We start from the raw sequence: 16,625 nt of genomic DNA on the forward strand, positions 1-16,625 counted from the left end.
AAGGCAATGCGTATGAACCTCCCGTCTTTCCGTCCCGTCCTCGGCGTCCTTGCGCTGCTTGCCATGGCGCTGCAGCTAGCGCCGGCCCGCGCCGAGCCGACCGCGATCGCCCAGCTGCCCTTGCTGAACATCACCGGCAGCGGCACGGTCAAGCCGAACCTGATGCTGCTGTACGATAACTCGGGTTCGATGAGCAGCAATTTCACGCCCGATTATGTCGACGACAGCAGCACCTGCCGCTCGCGTGCGACGCTGTCCGGCGGCACGCGCGGCTGCCGCATCGGCGATCCGCCTTTCGCCAGCCCGGACTTCAACCGCCAGTACTACGACCCGCGGGTGAGCTACACCCCGCCGGTCAAGGCCGACGGCAGCAGCTATGCCAGCATGACGGCCGCGGCCACCAGCAACTGGACCCGGGTCACGACCGACGGCTTCAACGTCAATAACGTCGACATGTCGGGCAACGGCGTCGACAATACCAACCTGGTGACGGGCTTCCCCGACCTGCGCTGGTGCGACGGCAGCGGCAACTGCAGCTACAACCGCAACGGCTACAGCTTCCCGAGCGACGAGCGCTACAGCGCGCAGGGCTTCACGGCCAATCCCTATTATTACCTGATCAACGTCGCCGAGTACTGCACCGACGCCAGCCTGACCAACTGCCGCACCACGGCGGTGAACGCGGCCGCCCCCGTCGGTTATCCGGCGCCGGCCCGGGTGCGCTGGTGCGACACGCGCGCGCTGACCAACTGCCAGGCCAAATACGTCGGCAATTTCAAGTATCCGCGTTTTTCCGACCCGGACCGGCCGGCGGAGTGGTACGGCACCATCACCATCGGCGCTTCCAGCAGCAGCAATGCGATGACGCTCAACAGCGTCACGGCGACCAGCAGTGCCGGCAGCTTCGTGATCACGAACACGGCGGTCACCGCCAGCAGCGGCACCAATACCGCAGCCAGGCAGCAGGCTGCCGCGAACGCGCTAGCCGCGTCGATCATCGCCAAGACCGGCCTGGCCCAGCCGTTCACCGCCTGCGTCAAGACCCCGACCGGCGGCGTGCCGGCCTGCTCGACCTTCGGCATCAATCTCGACACCACCAATGTGGTGGCGGTGGTGCCGATCACCTGTCCGGTGGGCTCCACCAGCAAGTCGGTCGGGCCTTGCACGCTGGCCTCGGACGGGAGCCGCGGCGGCACCGAGCTGTCGATCTCGACCGGCAGCTCGACAACCGCGCTGCTGTATGTCTCGGGCAGCACCAACTCCAGCAAGAACCAGGTGCTGTCCCAGGTCAGCCTCGGCGGCGTCGGCCTGTTCAGCAGCAACCTGAGCTTCAACAGGAACATCGGCGCGGCCGCGGTGGCGGCCGCGATTCGCGACAAGATCGGCACCAGGGGCACGGTGCGCGCCTATGTGGGTGGGGCCAGCGGCAGCGGAGCGATCTGCGCGGCCGCGCCGAATACCGCGGTCTGCCTGGTCAACACGGCGCCCGACTCCGAGGGACGCAACATCACGCTCGGCTCGCTCAGCAACAACGGCACCACCCGCGATCCCTACCTGCGATTCTCCACCACCGCCTCCGTCAGCGACGGCATCCCGGCCAGCGCGACCGAGCTGGGCGCGTCGGTGTTCGTGCGTACCGACATCGTGTCGACCCGCGACAGCTATCCGAAAGCCCCGGGACGCAGCGATTGCGCCGGCGCGGCCTGCACCTACGCGGAGGAGATGACCAACTTCGCCAACTGGTACGCCTACTACAAGACCCGTAACCAGATGATGAAGACCGCAGTGGGCCACGCGTTCCAGCCGATCACCGACAACTACAACGTCGGCCTGGTGTCGCTGTCCACCGCGGCTGCCGAAGGCGGCATGACCCGCCCCCGGCCGTTCTCGGGGAGCAACCGCAGCGCCTGGTATACCTCGCTGTACGGGATGACGCCGAGCGGCTCCACCCCGGTGCGCCAGGCCTTGCATGCGATCGGCAAGATGTATGCGAACCAGTCGCCCTACAACTACGCGCGAGGATCGGAAGTGGTGCAGTTTCCCTGCCAGCAGAACTTCACGTTCGTGACGACCGACGGTTACTGGAACGGCAACCCCGCCGCCGACGTGGTGAACAACGACAACCGCGAGAGCGCTGCGCGTTTCTGCCTGCGCTCGAAAGGCTGCGTCGACCCGAGCGCGCAGAGCGCGAACTCGCTCGCCGACATCGCGCTGTACTGGTACAACGGCGGTTCGAACACCGCGGTGAGCTCGCTGCGTTCGAGCCTCGAAGACTGGAGCAAGCCGGGCCTGGTGCCGGCCGCGCCGGGCGAGAACACTCGCCTGCACATGAAGACCTATACGCTCGGCCTGGGCGTGGACGGCATCATGACCTACGAGCCGAACTACGACACGGCGGCCGCGGTGGGCGGCGACTTCTACAAGCTGATCACCGGCGTGACCAGCGGCTGCCCCTGGAACGGCGGCGGCGCCTATGTCTGGCCGGACCCGAAGACCTCGGACAACAGCGGCTCGGCGGCCTACCAGTCGCGCGTCGACGACCTGTGGCACGCGGCCATCAATGGCCATGGCAAGTACTTCTCCGCGTCCGACCCGCGCCAGGTGGTCGACGGCCTGCGCGAGGCGCTTGCCAACATCGAGGTCAAGGTCGGCGCGGCGGCAGCGTCGGCGACTTCGACGCCGAACATCTCGCAGTTCGACAACGACATCTTCTCGGCCACCTTCACCACGGTGAAATGGTATGGCCAGCTCACCAAGCGCAAAATCGACACGGTCACCGGCGTGGTCGGCAACAGCGACGTGTGGAATTCGTCCATGCTCCTGGGGCGCAAGGTGTCCGCGTCCAGCGACACGCGGCGCATCCTGATGCTCGACACCGAGGGCGGCGGCCTCAAGAACTTCGAGTATGCCGAGATGAGCGACCTGGAACGCGGCTGGTTCGATAACAAATGTGGTGCGCTGGCGCAGTGCGCCAACCTGTCGAGCGACAACCGCGCCATCGTCAACGGCGGCGCCAACATCGTGAACTGGCTGCGCGGCCAGCAGCGCCATGCGGACGACACCGTGCTGCGCGCTTATTCGCATACCGAGGCCACGGCCGACGGCGCCATCATCGTGCCGATCGTGCTGGGCGATATCGCCTCGGCCAAGCCGGCCTTCAGCCGCGATCCGCGCAAGAGCTACCAGCGAGCCGGCTACAACGACTTCAAGGTCGAGCATTCCACGCGCCCCGGCACCGTGTTCGCCGCCGCCAACGACGGCATGCTGCACGCTTTCGACGCCGCCAGCGGCGAAGAGCTGTGGGCCTACGTGCCCCGCATCACGATGAAGAAGCTGCACGTGCAGGCCAGCATCAATTACGGCACCAATCACCAGTACACGGTGGACGGCTCGCCGGAAGTGGGCGACGTGCAGATCGGCGGCGAATGGCGCACGGTGCTGGTCGCCGGCCTGAACGCGGGCGGGCGCGGCTACTATGCCCTCGACGTGACCGATCCCGCGGAGCCGCGCGCGCTGTGGGAACTGTGCGCCGACGCCAGCATCTGCAGCGGCATCAACCACGACGCGGAAATCGGCCTGTCCTTCGGCAATCCGCAATTTGGCACCTGGAAGAACGCCAGCGGCGCCGAACGCTGGGTCGTATTCCTGACCTCGGGCTACAACAATATCCCGGGCGTGGATGGCGTCGCCGGCGGCAGCGGAAAGGGCTTCCTGTTCGTGGTCGATGTCGCCACCGGCCAGGTACTGGACCGGATCTCGACCGGTTCCGGCAGCACCGCGACGCCGTCCGGCCTGGCCAAGATCACCGCGATCACGGCCAATCCGAGCACCGACCCCCTGGTGACCTACGTGTACGGCGGCGACAACCTTGGCCAGATGTGGCGCTTCGACTTCACCAGCCCCGGCACCGTGCGCACGCTGAAGATGGGCGACGCCGGCCCCGACCAGCCGATCACGACCCGCCCGGACGTGGCGTTGTGCCGGGTCGACGTGGCGAACGACAGCGGGACCGTGGTGCCGCAGTCCCAGCGCATGGTGGCTTTCGGCACCGGCCGCCTGCTCGACATCACCGACGTGGCCAGCACCACCGTGCAGTCGGCCTACGTGCTGAAGGACAGCGGCGCGCCGATCGATGCCGCGCAGTGGCGCAGCGCCCTGATGGCGAAGCAGTCGCTGACCAAGATCGCGGGCGCAGGCGGCGACGCCTATACGATCGCCGGCCCGGAGGTGAACTTGAATACGCAGGCTGGCTGGTATGTGGACTTCGACCGCAATACCGGCGAGCGTGTCAACCTCGACCCGAAGATCGTGCTGGGCACCCTGACCGCCGTGACCAACCTGCCGAGTTCCTCGTCGGCCTGTTCGGTGGGCGGCACCAGCAATATCTATGAGCTCGACCTGTGCACCGGCAAGCCGGTACGGAGCATCGACGATCCCAACGGGGAAGACCCGAACGGCGAAGACACGTCCGACCCGTCCAATCCGAACCGCCAGGGGATCGCGATCGCCGGCTCGACGCTGTCGAACAACTCGGCGGTGGTGGGCTTCATCAACATCGGCCTGCCGAACGGCGAGACCAAGACCATCGCGACCACTGCGGACGGCAAGACCGTCACCAAGGACCACAATCCGGCCGTGACCATGCCGACCCGGCGTACGGGCTGGCGCCGGGTGCGGGAGTAGGAAGCCGAGGAATCTTCACACGGAGGCGGCGAGAATCGGTAAAATCGAGGGTTTTCTTACCAAGGGCCACTTTGCAGGGCTCGACTATGGCCAACGATACCGAATTCACCGCCGACGACAGCGCCGCCGGCGCCGACGACAGCAGCAGTACCTCCAGCCGCCAGTCCGGCCTGATCGCGCGCGAAGTCGCGCGCCGCCGTACCTTCGGCATCATTTCCCACCCCGACGCGGGTAAAACCACGCTGACCGAGAAGCTGCTGCTGTTCTCGGGCGCGATCCAGATGGCCGGCACCGTCAAGGGCCGCAAGAGCGGCCGCCATGCAACCTCGGACTGGATGGACATCGAGAAGCAGCGCGGCATCTCGGTCGCGTCCTCGGTGATGCAGTTCGAATTCCGCGAGCACGTCATCAACCTGCTCGACACCCCGGGCCACCAGGACTTCTCGGAAGACACCTACCGCGTGCTGACCGCGGTCGACTCGGCCCTGATGGTGATCGACGCCGCCAAGGGCGTGGAAGAGCAGACCATCAAGCTGCTCGACGTCTGCCGCATGCGCGCCACTCCGATCGTCACCTTCATGAACAAGCTCGACCGCGAAACCCGCGACCCGCTCGAACTGCTCGACGAAGTGGAATCGGTGCTCAAGATCGAGTGCGCGCCGGTGACCTGGCCGATCGGCATGGGCAAGAATTTCCGCGGCGTGTACCACCTGTTGCGCGACGAGATCATGCTGTTCAAGGCCGGCGAAGAAAAGGCCGATGGCGCCTTCGAGATCGTCAAGGGCATCGACAACCCGAAGCTGGCCGAGATGTTCCCGCTCGAGATCGAACAGCTCAAGATGGAAGTGGAGCTGGTGCACGGCGCCTCGCACGTGTTCGATATCGAGCGTTTCCTGTCGGGCGTGCAGACCCCGGTGTTCTTCGGTTCCGCGATCAACAACTTCGGCGTGCGCGAGATCCTGTCGGCGCTGGTCGACTGGGCCCCGGCGCCGCGCGAACGCGACGCCACCGTGCGCGCGGTCGAGCCGGTCGAGCCGAAGTTCTCGGGCTTCGTCTTCAAGATCCAGGCCAACATGGACCCGGCCCACCGCGACCGCATTGCGTTCCTGCGCGTGTGCTCGGGCCGTTTCGAGAAGGGCATGAAGGTCAAGCACCTGCGCCTGGGACGCGAAGTCAAGCTGTCGTCGGTGGTGACTTTCATGGCCTCCAGCCGCGAGCAGGTCGAAGAAGCCTACGCCGGCGACATCATCGGCCTGCCGAACCACGGCAACATGCAGATCGGCGACAGCTTCTCGGAAGGCGAGCTGCTGACCTTCACCGGCATCCCGTATTTCGCCCCGGACCTGTTCCGCACGGTGCGCATCCGCAATCCGCTCAAGGTGAAGCAGCTCCACAAGGGCCTGCAGCAGCTCGGCGAAGAGGGCGCGGTGCAGGTGTTCAAGCCGCTGCTCGGTTCGGACCTGATCCTGGGCGCGGTCGGCGTGCTGCAGTTCGAGGTCGTGGCGAGCCGCCTGTTGAACGAATACGGCGTGGATGCGGTGTTCGAGAGCAGCAGCATCTCGAGCGCGCGCTGGGTGTCGAGCGACGACAAGAAGGCCTTGTCCGACTTCGAGAACCAGCTCGGCCACCAGGTCGCGGTCGACGCGGCCGGCAACCTGGCCTTCCTCGCCACATCTAGCGTCAACCTGCGCCTGACCCAGGAACGCTGGCCGAAGCTGACCTTCCACGCCACCCGCGAGCACGCCGCCAAGCTGGCGTAAAGCCCGGCCGTCACGGCCGGCCAGGACTCAGGGCCCCGCCGTGATGGCCTGCACCACCTGTGTACGCGCGCTGCCGTCCGGCGCGTTCGTACGCAGCTGCACCGGCAGCCAGCCACGGTCCGGGGCCAGCCAGATTTCCAGGCGCGGCCCGGCGGCCCGCGCCAGCCGGATGGTTTCCAGGCTGCCCAGGGGTGTCGCCAGGCGCTCCCGGCCGAGTACTTCGAAGCGCTCGACCGCGGCGCCTTCCGCACGCCCGACATAGATGTCCACCGCCTCCTGCAGCTGGTCCGGATCGGCCAGCCCGATGCCCGCCAACTGCATCAGCAGCGTCGCGCCGTCCTGGCTGCCCGGCATGTCCTGGTCGCTGCGCATCACGCTCTCGAACACGATGGCGCGCCGCTCGCGTTCGAATCCCACGGACGCGGTTCCGGCGCCGAGGCGATAGCTGGCGCGCCGGGGGGCAATGCCGGCATCGTCGGTGCCGCCTTCGCTCTCGATTTCCCCCAGGATGCCGTCCAGCGCCATGCGATACTCCACGCCGTCGGTTTCCCAGCGCAGCAGCGCTTCCCTTGCCGGCCCGGACGGGCCGCGCACTTCGTAGCGGAGGGTAACGCTGGGCGGCATGGTGACCCGGTAGCGGCTGGGCGTTTGGCGTAGCTCGCCTCCCTGTGGCGTGGCGGCGGGCGAGTCTTGCGCGGACGGCGTGGGCGGCGCTACATGCTCGACGGGAGCGGGCGGCGCAGTCTCCTCGGGAAGAACGGGCGCGGCGGCGGGCGCGGGAATCGGCGCCGCGGGGGCAGGCGGCGAGGGCAGTGCCCGTGCAAGCCTGATCGCCAGGCCGGGCAGGTCGTCTGTCGGGGGCGGTGCAATGCGGACATCGAGCCAGGCGATGAGCATGGCGTGCAATAAAAGGGACAGACTGCACAGGGACAGCAGACGCCCATACCTGTCCAGGAAAAGGACCAGTCGCGTCCTGTTGTTCGTCCCGCTGTTCATTCCGCTAGTGTAACCGCGCGGGGCGCTTGCCGGTATCAACGAATCAAAAGCCGAACCCGACGCTGCCGCGCAATCCGGTTGCGTTAGAATTGCTGCGGAACTTGTCGGCGCTGCCATTCATGATGACCTCGCCCTTGAGCGTGGCCTTGTCGTTCAGCTTGTACTTGGCGCCCAGCGCACCATAGGCGCCGGTGCCGGTCTCGCTCCCGAACACCGTGGTGGATTTGCCGGCGGCATGGGCTTCGGCCATCTGCGGCGTCACGAAACCGTCGCTCTTCACCACGCTCTGGGCAACGCCCAGCTTGCCGTAGGCGGTCAAGCGCTCATTGACCGGCACGCTGATCTTCGCTGCCAGGTAGGTGGTGTAGCTCCTGGCGCCGAGCACGCCCGCACCAAGCGCCTCATCGATCGCCATCTCCCTGGCATTGAAGGGGTTCGGCTTGTGGAAACCGCGGTCGTCCAGGTGGGAATAGCCGGCCTCCAGCGCGAGGTACTGGTTGAACGCATAGCCGAGCACCAGCCTGGGATCGGTACGGAATCCCTGGGCCTTGAACAGGCGGTCATTCGGGTTGGCGGCCTCGTTGCCGCCGTACAGGGGCTGGTAGCGTCTGAAACCCTCGGCCAGCGGGCCGAAGCGTCCGCCCGTCTCGGCCGACAGGGACGAGGACGGTGCATCGACCAACTGCGCCTGCGCGCTGCCGATGGCGAGGAGTGCGGCTGCAAAAACGATGCGCCTGGCGTTCATGCGTGTTCCTTTTCGTGACGTGCTTGTTCAGGTCGAACGGAAGGATACAACGTGCAACGGGAGCAACTATATCAAATTAGTAAGTGATTGTTTCACAATACATATGCCTGTTGGTTCCGCAGCGAAGATGGTGGGCGATCTGAGCGACCGCAAACCGGCACCAGATTGAAGCGCGTAGATTCGTTGAATGCGTTCAGGAAATTAAACAAAGATCCGCGCCATTCTCAGGGAGGCATCATGCAGCCACATCCGACTCCTTCCCGTGCCGGGCTTTCTTCGCACCGCGGCTGAGCCATGCTGTCGCGACTGAAAATCGGCCCCAAGCTGCTGCTCGCACCCGGCGTCGTCCTGATGCTGCTGGTACTGCTCTCGAGCGCCGCCTACTATGCGATGGTGAAGCAGCACCAGTCGCTGCAGTCCATCGTCGGTCCGCGCGCGGTGCAGATGCGCAGCGCCACCGAGCTGGTGGGCCAGGCCCAGCGCGTCCATGCCGACACCTACAAGCTGCTCACCTGGCTCGGCAGCAGCTTCTCGCGCGCCCGCATCGACGTCTTGATCGCCGACATCCACCGCCAGCACGGCGCGATCGAGCGCGCCTTCGGCGAGCTGATGCAGCGCACCGGCGATAGCGCCGAGCGGCGCCACGTCGAGCAGGCAGCCCAGGCGCACCGCTTGTACGTGCGGGCGGCGCGCGAGGTGGTCGAACTGGCGCACGCCGACCAGACCATCGGTGCGAATGCCATGATCAAGCCCGAGGCCGCGTTCTCGAAGCTGGTGGAGCGCATGGGCATGCTGGCCAGGCTCGAGCGCGAGCTGTCCGAACAGGCGTCCGTTGCCGCCGCCGCCGACTTCCGGCTCACGGTCGCGCTGATGCCCTTCGTGGTCCTGCTGGCGGTCGGGGTGTCGCTCGCCATCACGGTGGCGGTGCGGCGCGCGCTGCTGCTCGAAATCCGCGGGATCGGCGCGGCGGCGCTGGGCCTGGCGAGCGGCGACCTGACGGTCGGCGAACGGGTCTATGGCGAGGACGAGATCGGCGAAACCTCGCGGGCGCTCGACGCCGGTATCCGCAACCTGAACGGGACCCTGCGCACGGTGCTGGAGTCGGCGCGCACCATCGGCAGCGCCTCGCGCGACCTCAGTCTCGGCAACCTGAGCCTGCATAGCCGCGCCGTATTTCGCAGCCGCTCGCTGGAAGACACGGCGGCCAGCATGCAGCAGCTGGCCGAAACCGTGACGGTCACCGCCACCAATGCGCTGGCGGCCAACCGGCTGGCGCAGTCGGCATCGTCCCGTGCCCGCGAAGGCGGGCAGGGCGTCGAGCGCATGGCGGCCACCCTGGCGCGGGTGAAGGACGGCGCCGCCCGGGCGGCCGAGGTGGCGGCGGCGATCGATGCGTTTGCCAGCGAAGCCGGCGCGCTGGCGCTGAACGCCGCCCTCAGTGCGGCCCGCAACGGGACCCAGGACCACGAGTTCGCCGACGCGGCCAACGAGGTGCGGGCGCTGGCCCAGCGTGCGGCCGGCGCCGCCCGCGAAGTGCGCGAACTGGCGGCGCGCTCGGTGGCCGAGATCGAAGGCTGTGCGGCCTGGGCCGCCCAGGCCGGCGCCGGTGTCGAGGATGCGCTCGGGGCGGCGCGCGAGATGGAAGACGTGCTGGGGCGGATCGGCAGCGCCAGCGCCGGCCAGGCCGGCAGCCTGGCCGAGGTCAACCAGGCAATCGTGCGGATGGACGAGGTGACCCAGCAGAACTGCGCCCTGGTCGAGGAAGCGGCGGCGGCCGCGCGCACCCTGCAGATGCAGGCACTGGCACTGTCGCGCAGCGTGGCGGCCTTCCGCCTCGAAGAGCCGGAATCGGCGCCGGCGCCACAGCCGGAGAGCATGGCGCCACCGCCAATGGAAAACGGCGCCCCCCGGGATCTTCCCAGGGAGCGCCGTCGTCACGAGCGGTCGCACTTGCGGCTCGCATCGAGCCGCAAGTGATTCCTCGTTCAGCCACTGTGCTGAACAGCGCATGGTCAGCCAAGCTTCCTGCGTCGGCTTGCCTGGCGCTATGTTGAGACAACTCCTCAGTCTCGATTCCTGATCCGCTTACGCGAGGCTTTCGGCCGCGGTGGGAAGCTGCCGATCGACGCCGCCGGGAACGTCCTGCCTCCGCCGCCACGCCCAAGCGGCATCCTCCAAGTACAACATTCGGCCGTCGACATCCAGGATCGAGCTGGGCAAGCGCCGCAAACAGGCGGGCAGGAAAATACCGTCATGGACGTCGCGCTCGGCCTGCTCGAGGAGCGCGAAGCCCCTCGCACCCGTGCACAAAACGCATAGCAGCCTTGCATCGTTTTAAGTTGCACGATGACATGAGGATATGAAAATATCTAGAACATAAATTCTAAAGTCTGAGTTAGTTAATAAAGACACGGAGACCGACCCATGCCCCACGACAGCCTTCCCCGCAGCGCCCCCGGCTGAACGCCAGCCCTGACCGTCCGCTTCACCGTTTTTTGTTTCATCCGCCAGTCGCAATCCGAGCAGACGCAGATTGCGGGATTGGCCGCGCCTGCGACGTCAGCCGCAGGCTGATGCGCAGCCTGCACCCGCGCGTCGGCAGGCCGGTCGACACCATGACGGCAGGTCTGGCCTGACGCTTCCGGGCCGTTGCGGGCGCATCCGCGTCCGATTCAATCCAGTTCGCAACGCAGGACCGGGTGTGGAGCGCACCCGGAATATCGCAGTTCCAACCGAGGATCAAGCATGTCCGAGCAATCACCGTGGTTTTTTATCGTTCACTGGCTCCGGCTGTACTTTGGCGCCAACCTTCTGTTCTCCGGCATCCGCTACGCGGCTACCGGCTTTGTTCCGGAAATTCCAGGCGTCGGCGGCGAGTGGGTCCAGGCCAACGCAAATATCTACCTGTACCAATTCATCAAGTACCTGGAAATCGTGACCGGCGCGATGCTGTGTCTTAACCGCTATCCCTTGTTGGCACTCATCCTCCAGTTTCCAGCCTCGATCAACATATTCTGGCTCAATACGTTCATCGTTGGCACCCCGCGCCAGCTGTTCTCGGGACCGCAGGAGCTGTTCATGAATGGATCACTGCTGCTGGCCTACAGCGGCTGGATGGCTGCGGCGCTCAAGCCGAAGCTCGAGCCGCTCTGGTTGTGGCGAGGAGACCTGGCCTACCGGCCCGGCATCGAGAGCCGCCTTGTCGGCGCTGCCAATAACAGCAGCGTGAATACCACGGCCGGCGGGATGAAACGCACAAACGGTACCTGGATCGCCATTGCGGCCTGCGCAGGCCTGACCGCAGTGGCGTATATCGGTTCGACCGGACTGTTCTATGCCGACTTCAGGGAGATCCGCAATCGCGACTTGGTGGGGTATGCCGTGGCGTGGATTGGCATGCTCTACATGATGGCACGCCGCCGCGGCCCTGCACGCGGTCCTTGCCCATAAAAAATGGCGGCCCCAGGGCCGCCATTTAAACGCTAGAAATTCTAGCTTGCTTACTCGTAGTCGCTGATCGGCGCGCAACCGCAGAACAGGTTACGGTCGCCGTAGACGTTGTCCGCACGGCCGACCGGCGGCCAGTACTTCTTCTTGCGCAGCGAGGCCACCGGGAAGGCCGCCACTTCACGGCTGTAGGTATGCTGCCAGTCGTCGGCGGTCACCACCTCGGCGGTGTGCGGGGCGCCCTTGAGCGGGTTGTCCATCTTGTCGTACTCGCCGCGCTCGACCTTCACGATCTCGGCGTGGATGGTGATCATCGCCTCGATGAAGCGATCCAGCTCGGCCTTCGATTCCGACTCGGTCGGCTCGATCATGAGGGTGCCCGGCACCGGGAAGCTCATGGTCGGGGCGTGGAAGCCGAAGTCCATCAGGCGCTTGGCCACGTCTTCGTTCGAGATGCCGGTCTTGTCCTGCAGCGGGCGCAGGTCGATGATGCACTCGTGCGCGACCAGGCCGTCGTGGCCGGTGTACAGCACCGGGTAGTGCGGCGCCAGGCGGCGCGCGATGTAGTTGGCATTCAGGATCGCCACTTCGGTCGCGGCGGTCAGGCCCGATGCGCCCATCATCGCGATGTACATCCACGAGATCGGCAGGATCGAGGCCGAGCCGTAGGCGGCCGCGCTCACCGCGCCGATGCCCGCTTCGTTACGCACGTAGCCGGTCGACAGCTGGTTCGGCAGGAACGGGGCCAGGTGGGCGCCGACGCCGATCGGGCCTACGCCCGGGCCGCCGCCGCCGTGCGGGATGCAGAAGGTCTTGTGCAGGTTCAGGTGGCTGACGTCGCCCCCGAAGGCGCCCGGCGCGGCCACGCCGACCATCGCGTTCATGTTGGCGCCGTCCACGTAGACCTGGCCGCCGTGCTGGTGCACGATCTCGCACAGTTCGCGGATGCCGGCTTCGAACACCCCGTGGGTGGACGGATAGGTGACCATGACGCAGGCCAGATCCTTGCTGTACTGCTCGGCCTTGGCCTTCAGGTCGGCCAAGTCGACGTTGCCGTTCTCGTCGCAGGCGGTGACCACGACCTTCATGCCGACCATGCTGGCCGAGGCCGGGTTGGTGCCGTGCGCCGACGACGGGATCAGGCAGATGTTGCGGTGGCCTTCGCCGCGCGACTGGTGGTACTTCTGGATCACCAGCAGGCCCGCGTACTCGCCCTGCGAGCCGGCGTTCGGCTGCAGCGAGATCGCGGCGTAGCCGGTGGCGGCGCACAGCATGGCTTCCAGCTGGGCGATCATCTCGCGGTAGCCGACGGTCTGGTCATCAGGGGCGAACGGGTGGATGTTCGAGAATTCCGGCCAGGTGACCGGGATCATTTCCGAGGTCGCGTTCAGCTTCATGGTGCACGAACCCAGCGGGATCATGGTCCGGTCCAGCGCCAGGTCCTTGTCCGCCAGACTACGCAGGTAGCGCAGCATCTCGTGCTCGGCGTGGTAGCGGTGGAAGGTCGGGTGGGTCAGGTATTCGGTGCTGCGGGCCAGTGCGGCCGGGAAGGCGTCCTGCGCGTCCGCATCCAGCGCGTCGATGTCCACGGTCTTGCCGTTGCCGAAGATGGCGAACAGGGCGGCCAGGTCGTCGCGGGTGGTGGTTTCGTCCAGCGAGATGCCGACGTGGCCGTCGTCGATACGGCGCAGGTTGATGCCGGCCGCTTCGGCGGCGGCGTGCAGCGCTTGCGCGTCGCCCTTGACGGTCAGGGTGTCGAACCAGGTGGTGTTCACAACTTCGGCGCCGAGCTGCTTCAGGCCGGCGGCCAGGATCGCGGTCTGGCGATGCACGCGGGTGGCGATGCGCTTCAGGCCCTGCGGGCCGTGGTAGACCGCGTACATGCCGGCCATCACGGCCAGCAGCACCTGGGCGGTACAGATGTTCGAGGTCGCCTTCTCGCGGCGGATGTGCTGCTCGCGGGTCTGCAGCGCCAGGCGGTAGGCCTGGTTGCCCTGGGCGTCGACCGTCACGCCGACCAGGCGGCCGGCCATGGAGCGCTTGTACTCGTCGCGGGTGGCCAGGTAGCCGGCGTGCGGGCCGCCGAAACCGAGCGGCACGCCGAAGCGCTGGCTGTTGCCGACGACTACGTCGGCGCCCCAGGCGCCCGGTGCTTCCAGCATCGTCAGCGCCAGCAGGTCGGCCGCCACGACGACCATCGCGCCGGCGGCATGCAGGTGTTCCACGGCGGCGCGGTAGTCGCGCACTTCACCGTTCACGCCCGGGTATTGCAGCAGCACGCCGAAGCAGGTCTCTTCGAGCTTCTCGATCTCGCCGGCGGCAATCACGCGCACTTCGACGCCGATCGGCTCGGCGCGGGTGCGCACCACTTCCAGGGTCTGCGGCAGCACGTCGTCGGCCACGTAGAACACCTTGGAGGCCGACTTGCCGACGCGCTGCAGCAGGGTCATGGCTTCGGCGGCGGCGGTGCCTTCGTCCAGCATCGACGAGTTGGCGATGCCCATGCCGGTCAGGTCCGTGATCATCTGCTGGAAGTTCAGGATCGCTTCCAGGCGGCCCTGCGAGATTTCCGGCTGGTACGGGGTGTAGGCGGTGTACCAGGCCGGGTTCTCGAAGATGTTGCGCAGGATGACCTTCGGGGTGTGGGTGCCGTAGTAGCCCTGGCCGATCATCGACTTCATGACCTTGTTCTTCGAGGCCAGCGCACGCAGGGTTTCAAGCGCCTGTTCTTCGCTGCGCGGTTCGACGAACTGGCCCAGGTCCATCGTGTCCTGGCGGCGGATGTTCGCGGGCACGACGGCGTCGATCAGGGCGGCGCGCGAGGCGTAGCCCAGGGTCGACAGCATGGCTGCCTGTTCGGAGTCGGACGGGCCGATGTGGCGCGGGATGAAGGAATCGCGCGCTTCGAGTTGAGTGAGGCTGGTGCGGGTCATGGTCAGAGTCTGGAGAGATCGGGCGCGGGGATCGGGCGCCGCTGTGAAGGAGATCGGGTAGATCGGGACGGATCCGTAAAACAAAAGGTGCGCCCGAAGGCGCACCCGTACTACTTATTAGTTGCCAGTGGTCTTGCCGTAGGCGTCGGCATCCAGCAGCTTGTCGACTGCGCCGGCGTCGCTCGGGGCCAGCTTGAACAGCCAGGCGCCGTAGGCATCTTGGTTGATCGAGTCCGGCGCGTCGGCGACCGACTGGTTGACGGCGGTGACGGTGCCCGAGACCGGGGCGTAGATGTCGCTGGCGGCCTTGACCGACTCGACCACCGCGGCGTCGTCGCCGGCGGTGAATGCCTTGCCGACCTGCGGCAGTTCGACGAACACGATGTCGCCCAGTGCGTCCTGCGCGTACTCGGTGATGCCGACGGTCAGGCTGCCGTCGGCCTCGCGGCGCACCCACTCGTGGGACTCGGTGTATTTCAGGTCGGTTGGAATGTTCATGTAAGGCTCCAGTTTGGTGAGGCGGGTAGTATAAACGGTTCTTTTGATTATTCTGTATCAGGAAGCGAGGACCTTGCCGTTACGCACGAACGGCAGCTTCACCACGCTGGCAGCCAGTTTCTTGTCGCGGATTTCCACGTGCACGGTGTCGCCCACGGCCACGTCCAGCGGCACGCGCGCCAGGGCGATCGCTTGCTGCATGCTCGGGCTGAAGGTGCCGCTGGTGATTTCCCCCGCGTTGCCGGAAGCGGCGACGACCTTCTGGTGGGCGCGCAGGATGCCGCCTTTCTCGCGCAGGATCAGGCCGACGAAGTTGGCTTGCTGGCCCTTGGCCTGCAACGCGCTCTTACCGATGAAGTCGCGTTCCGAGACCAGGTCGATGGTCCAGCCCAGGCCTGCGTCCAGCGGATTGATATTGTCGTCCATGTCCTGGCCGTACAGGTTCATGCCCGCTTCCAGGCGCAGGGTGTCGCGGGCGCCCAGGCCGGCCGGCTTGACGCCTGCGTCCTTCAGGGCATTCCACAGGGCTTCGACCTGCGAGGCCGGAACGCCGATCTCGAAGCCGTCCTCGCCCGTGTAGCCGGTGCGCGCCACCATCGCTTCGCCGAACGCGGTGTCCGGTACGATCACGACGTTGAAGGGTTTCAGGGATTCGGAAGCGGCCTGGGTCTCGGGGAGCACCTGCCAGACCTTGGCGCGCGCGTTCGGACCCTGCACGGCGACCAGGGCGATCGGATCACGATTTTCTTCACTGCGGTCGCGGCGCTGGGTGATGACGACGCCGGATCCGGTCGCCTCGTTCTGTTGCGTCATCCACGCCACGTCCTTCTCGGCGGTGCCGGCGTTGACCACCAGGCGGAACCAGTCTTCGCTGAAGTAATAGACGATCAGGTCGTCGATCACGCCGCCTTCGGGATTGAGCATGCAGGAGTAGAGCGCCTTGCCGGGGACCTGGAGCTTGTCGACGTTGTTGGCCAGCAGGCCGCGCAGGAAGGCGCGCACATTGGCGCCTTTCAGGTCCACCACGCACATGTGCGAGACGTCGAACATGCCGGCATCAAGGCGGACGGCGTTGTGCTCTTCGATCTGGGAGCCGTAGTTGACCGGCATGTCCCAGCCGCCGAAATCGACCATCTTGGCTCCGAGGGAGCGGTGTGCGGAATTGAGCGGGGTCGCTTTGAGCGTCATGGAATCCTCGGGCAGTGAATAGGGGTGCGTGCACCGTTGCCGGCGCCTGTATCCCCTCTGTCCTTGGTACCTGAGAGATAGCGGCATGCGCCGCCTGCCCCTTCGGTGGGCCCCGTGTTGGCGGGGCCGCTCTCCAGAGTGTGAGCCGGCCGCGCCTTGCGCTGCCGTTCCCTGACCAGTCCTTTTGCCTGAGAGTTTGTGGGTAGTGCCCCTTCGGCGGCAGTTGATTCTGCGCTCTCCCGGTCAAGACTGTGGAGGATATGCCAGCATTGATGCGGTGTCAACCGAGGAGGGCCCTTCCATAGGGGGAATTGGCGCTTGCCAAAAAGAATTGCTGCGCACTATTGGTGCACCCGATGGGCGGACCTGCGGGCG

9 protein-coding genes and 2 riboswitches are annotated in these 16,625 nt (G+C 66.3%); of the genes, 4 read left to right on the top strand and 5 right to left on the bottom strand.

Translation table 11 applies throughout. The annotated features are described in order from the left end of the window. Nucleotides 1-12: 12 nt before the first annotated feature. Nucleotides 13-4,683, top strand: coding sequence for a pilus assembly protein (locus tag B2R83_RS14385; protein WP_292042531.1), 4,671 nt, complete (start codon nucleotides 13-15; stop codon nucleotides 4,681-4,683). An 86-nt stretch (nucleotides 4,684-4,769) separates the two neighbouring features. After that, nucleotides 4,770-6,443: a peptide chain release factor 3 gene (locus tag B2R83_RS14390; RefSeq protein WP_292042534.1), complete on the top strand. Its 1,674-nt coding sequence runs from the start codon at nucleotides 4,770-4,772 to the stop codon at nucleotides 6,441-6,443. Nucleotides 6,444-6,470: 27 nt separating this feature from the next. On the opposite strand, the gene B2R83_RS14395 is transcribed toward B2R83_RS14390, so the two are convergent. Both B2R83_RS14395 and B2R83_RS14400 read right to left on the bottom strand, forming a co-directional pair. Further along, nucleotides 6,471-7,556, bottom strand: coding sequence for a DUF3108 domain-containing protein (locus B2R83_RS14395; RefSeq protein WP_307189279.1), 1,086 nt, complete (start codon nucleotides 7,554-7,556; stop codon nucleotides 6,471-6,473). Continuing rightward, nucleotides 7,483-8,184 (bottom strand): outer membrane beta-barrel protein, encoded by a 702-nt coding sequence (locus B2R83_RS14400; protein ID WP_292042541.1) that lies wholly within the window; start codon nucleotides 8,182-8,184, stop codon nucleotides 7,483-7,485. The genes B2R83_RS14395 and B2R83_RS14400 overlap by 74 nt, the downstream gene beginning before the upstream one ends. Before the next feature lie 294 nt (nucleotides 8,185-8,478). Between B2R83_RS14400 and B2R83_RS14405 the strand changes: the two genes are divergently transcribed. Together B2R83_RS14405 and B2R83_RS14410 are read left to right on the top strand one after the other, a co-directional pair. Continuing rightward, nucleotides 8,479-10,161 (top strand): methyl-accepting chemotaxis protein, encoded by a 1,683-nt coding sequence (locus B2R83_RS14405; protein ID WP_292042544.1) that lies wholly within the window; start codon nucleotides 8,479-8,481, stop codon nucleotides 10,159-10,161. Between the two features lie 768 nt (nucleotides 10,162-10,929). After that, entirely contained in the window at nucleotides 10,930-11,634 is a 705-nt protein-coding gene (locus B2R83_RS14410; RefSeq protein ID WP_292042548.1) for a hypothetical protein, read from the top strand. A gap of 50 nt (nucleotides 11,635-11,684) precedes the next feature. Here the strand turns inward: B2R83_RS14410 and gcvP are convergent, their stop codons facing one another. The 3 genes from gcvP to gcvT all read right to left on the bottom strand — a co-directional run bounded on the left by gcvP (nucleotide 11,685) and on the right by gcvT (nucleotide 16,250). After that, complete coding sequence (gene gcvP, locus B2R83_RS14415; protein WP_292042552.1) at nucleotides 11,685-14,564, bottom strand: aminomethyl-transferring glycine dehydrogenase; 2,880 nt, start codon at nucleotides 14,562-14,564, stop codon at nucleotides 11,685-11,687. A 117-nt stretch (nucleotides 14,565-14,681) separates the two neighbouring features. Then, on the bottom strand, nucleotides 14,682-15,062 hold the full coding sequence (gcvH, locus tag B2R83_RS14420; protein WP_027865340.1) for a glycine cleavage system protein GcvH: 381 nt from the start codon (nucleotides 15,060-15,062) through the stop codon (nucleotides 14,682-14,684). 57 nt (nucleotides 15,063-15,119) lie between these two features. Next, nucleotides 15,120-16,250: a glycine cleavage system aminomethyltransferase GcvT gene (gene gcvT, locus B2R83_RS14425; RefSeq protein WP_292042557.1), complete on the bottom strand. Its 1,131-nt coding sequence runs from the start codon at nucleotides 16,248-16,250 to the stop codon at nucleotides 15,120-15,122. Between the two features lie 47 nt (nucleotides 16,251-16,297). Further along, nucleotides 16,298-16,397, bottom strand: a riboswitch (glycine riboswitch). A gap of 19 nt (nucleotides 16,398-16,416) precedes the next feature. Further along, nucleotides 16,417-16,502, bottom strand: a riboswitch (glycine riboswitch). Between the last annotated feature and the right edge of the window lie 123 nt (nucleotides 16,503-16,625).

This window comes from Massilia sp. UBA6681 (genome assembly GCF_002454935.1).
In the GTDB taxonomy this organism is placed as follows: Bacteria; Pseudomonadota; Gammaproteobacteria; order Burkholderiales; family Burkholderiaceae_D; genus Telluria; species Telluria varians.

Coding starts and splice junctions, on each gene's coding strand:
- B2R83_RS14400 (WP_292042541.1), bottom strand. CDS start 8,184: ATGAACGCCAGGCGCATCGTTTTTGCAGCCGCACTCCTCGCCATCGGC.
- gcvP (WP_292042552.1), bottom strand. CDS start 14,564: ATGACCCGCACCAGCCTCACTCAACTCGAAGCGCGCGATTCCTTCATC.
- B2R83_RS14390 (WP_292042534.1), top strand. CDS start 4,770: ATGGCCAACGATACCGAATTCACCGCCGACGACAGCGCCGCCGGCGCC.
- B2R83_RS14410 (WP_292042548.1), top strand. CDS start 10,930: ATGTCCGAGCAATCACCGTGGTTTTTTATCGTTCACTGGCTCCGGCTG.
- B2R83_RS14405 (WP_292042544.1), top strand. CDS start 8,479: ATGCTGTCGCGACTGAAAATCGGCCCCAAGCTGCTGCTCGCACCCGGC.
- gcvH (WP_027865340.1), bottom strand. CDS start 15,062: ATGAACATTCCAACCGACCTGAAATACACCGAGTCCCACGAGTGGGTG.
- B2R83_RS14385 (WP_292042531.1), top strand. CDS start 13: ATGAACCTCCCGTCTTTCCGTCCCGTCCTCGGCGTCCTTGCGCTGCTT.
- B2R83_RS14395 (WP_307189279.1), bottom strand. CDS start 7,556: ATGGCAGCGCCGACAAGTTCCGCAGCAATTCTAACGCAACCGGATTGC.
- gcvT (WP_292042557.1), bottom strand. CDS start 16,250: ATGACGCTCAAAGCGACCCCGCTCAATTCCGCACACCGCTCCCTCGGA.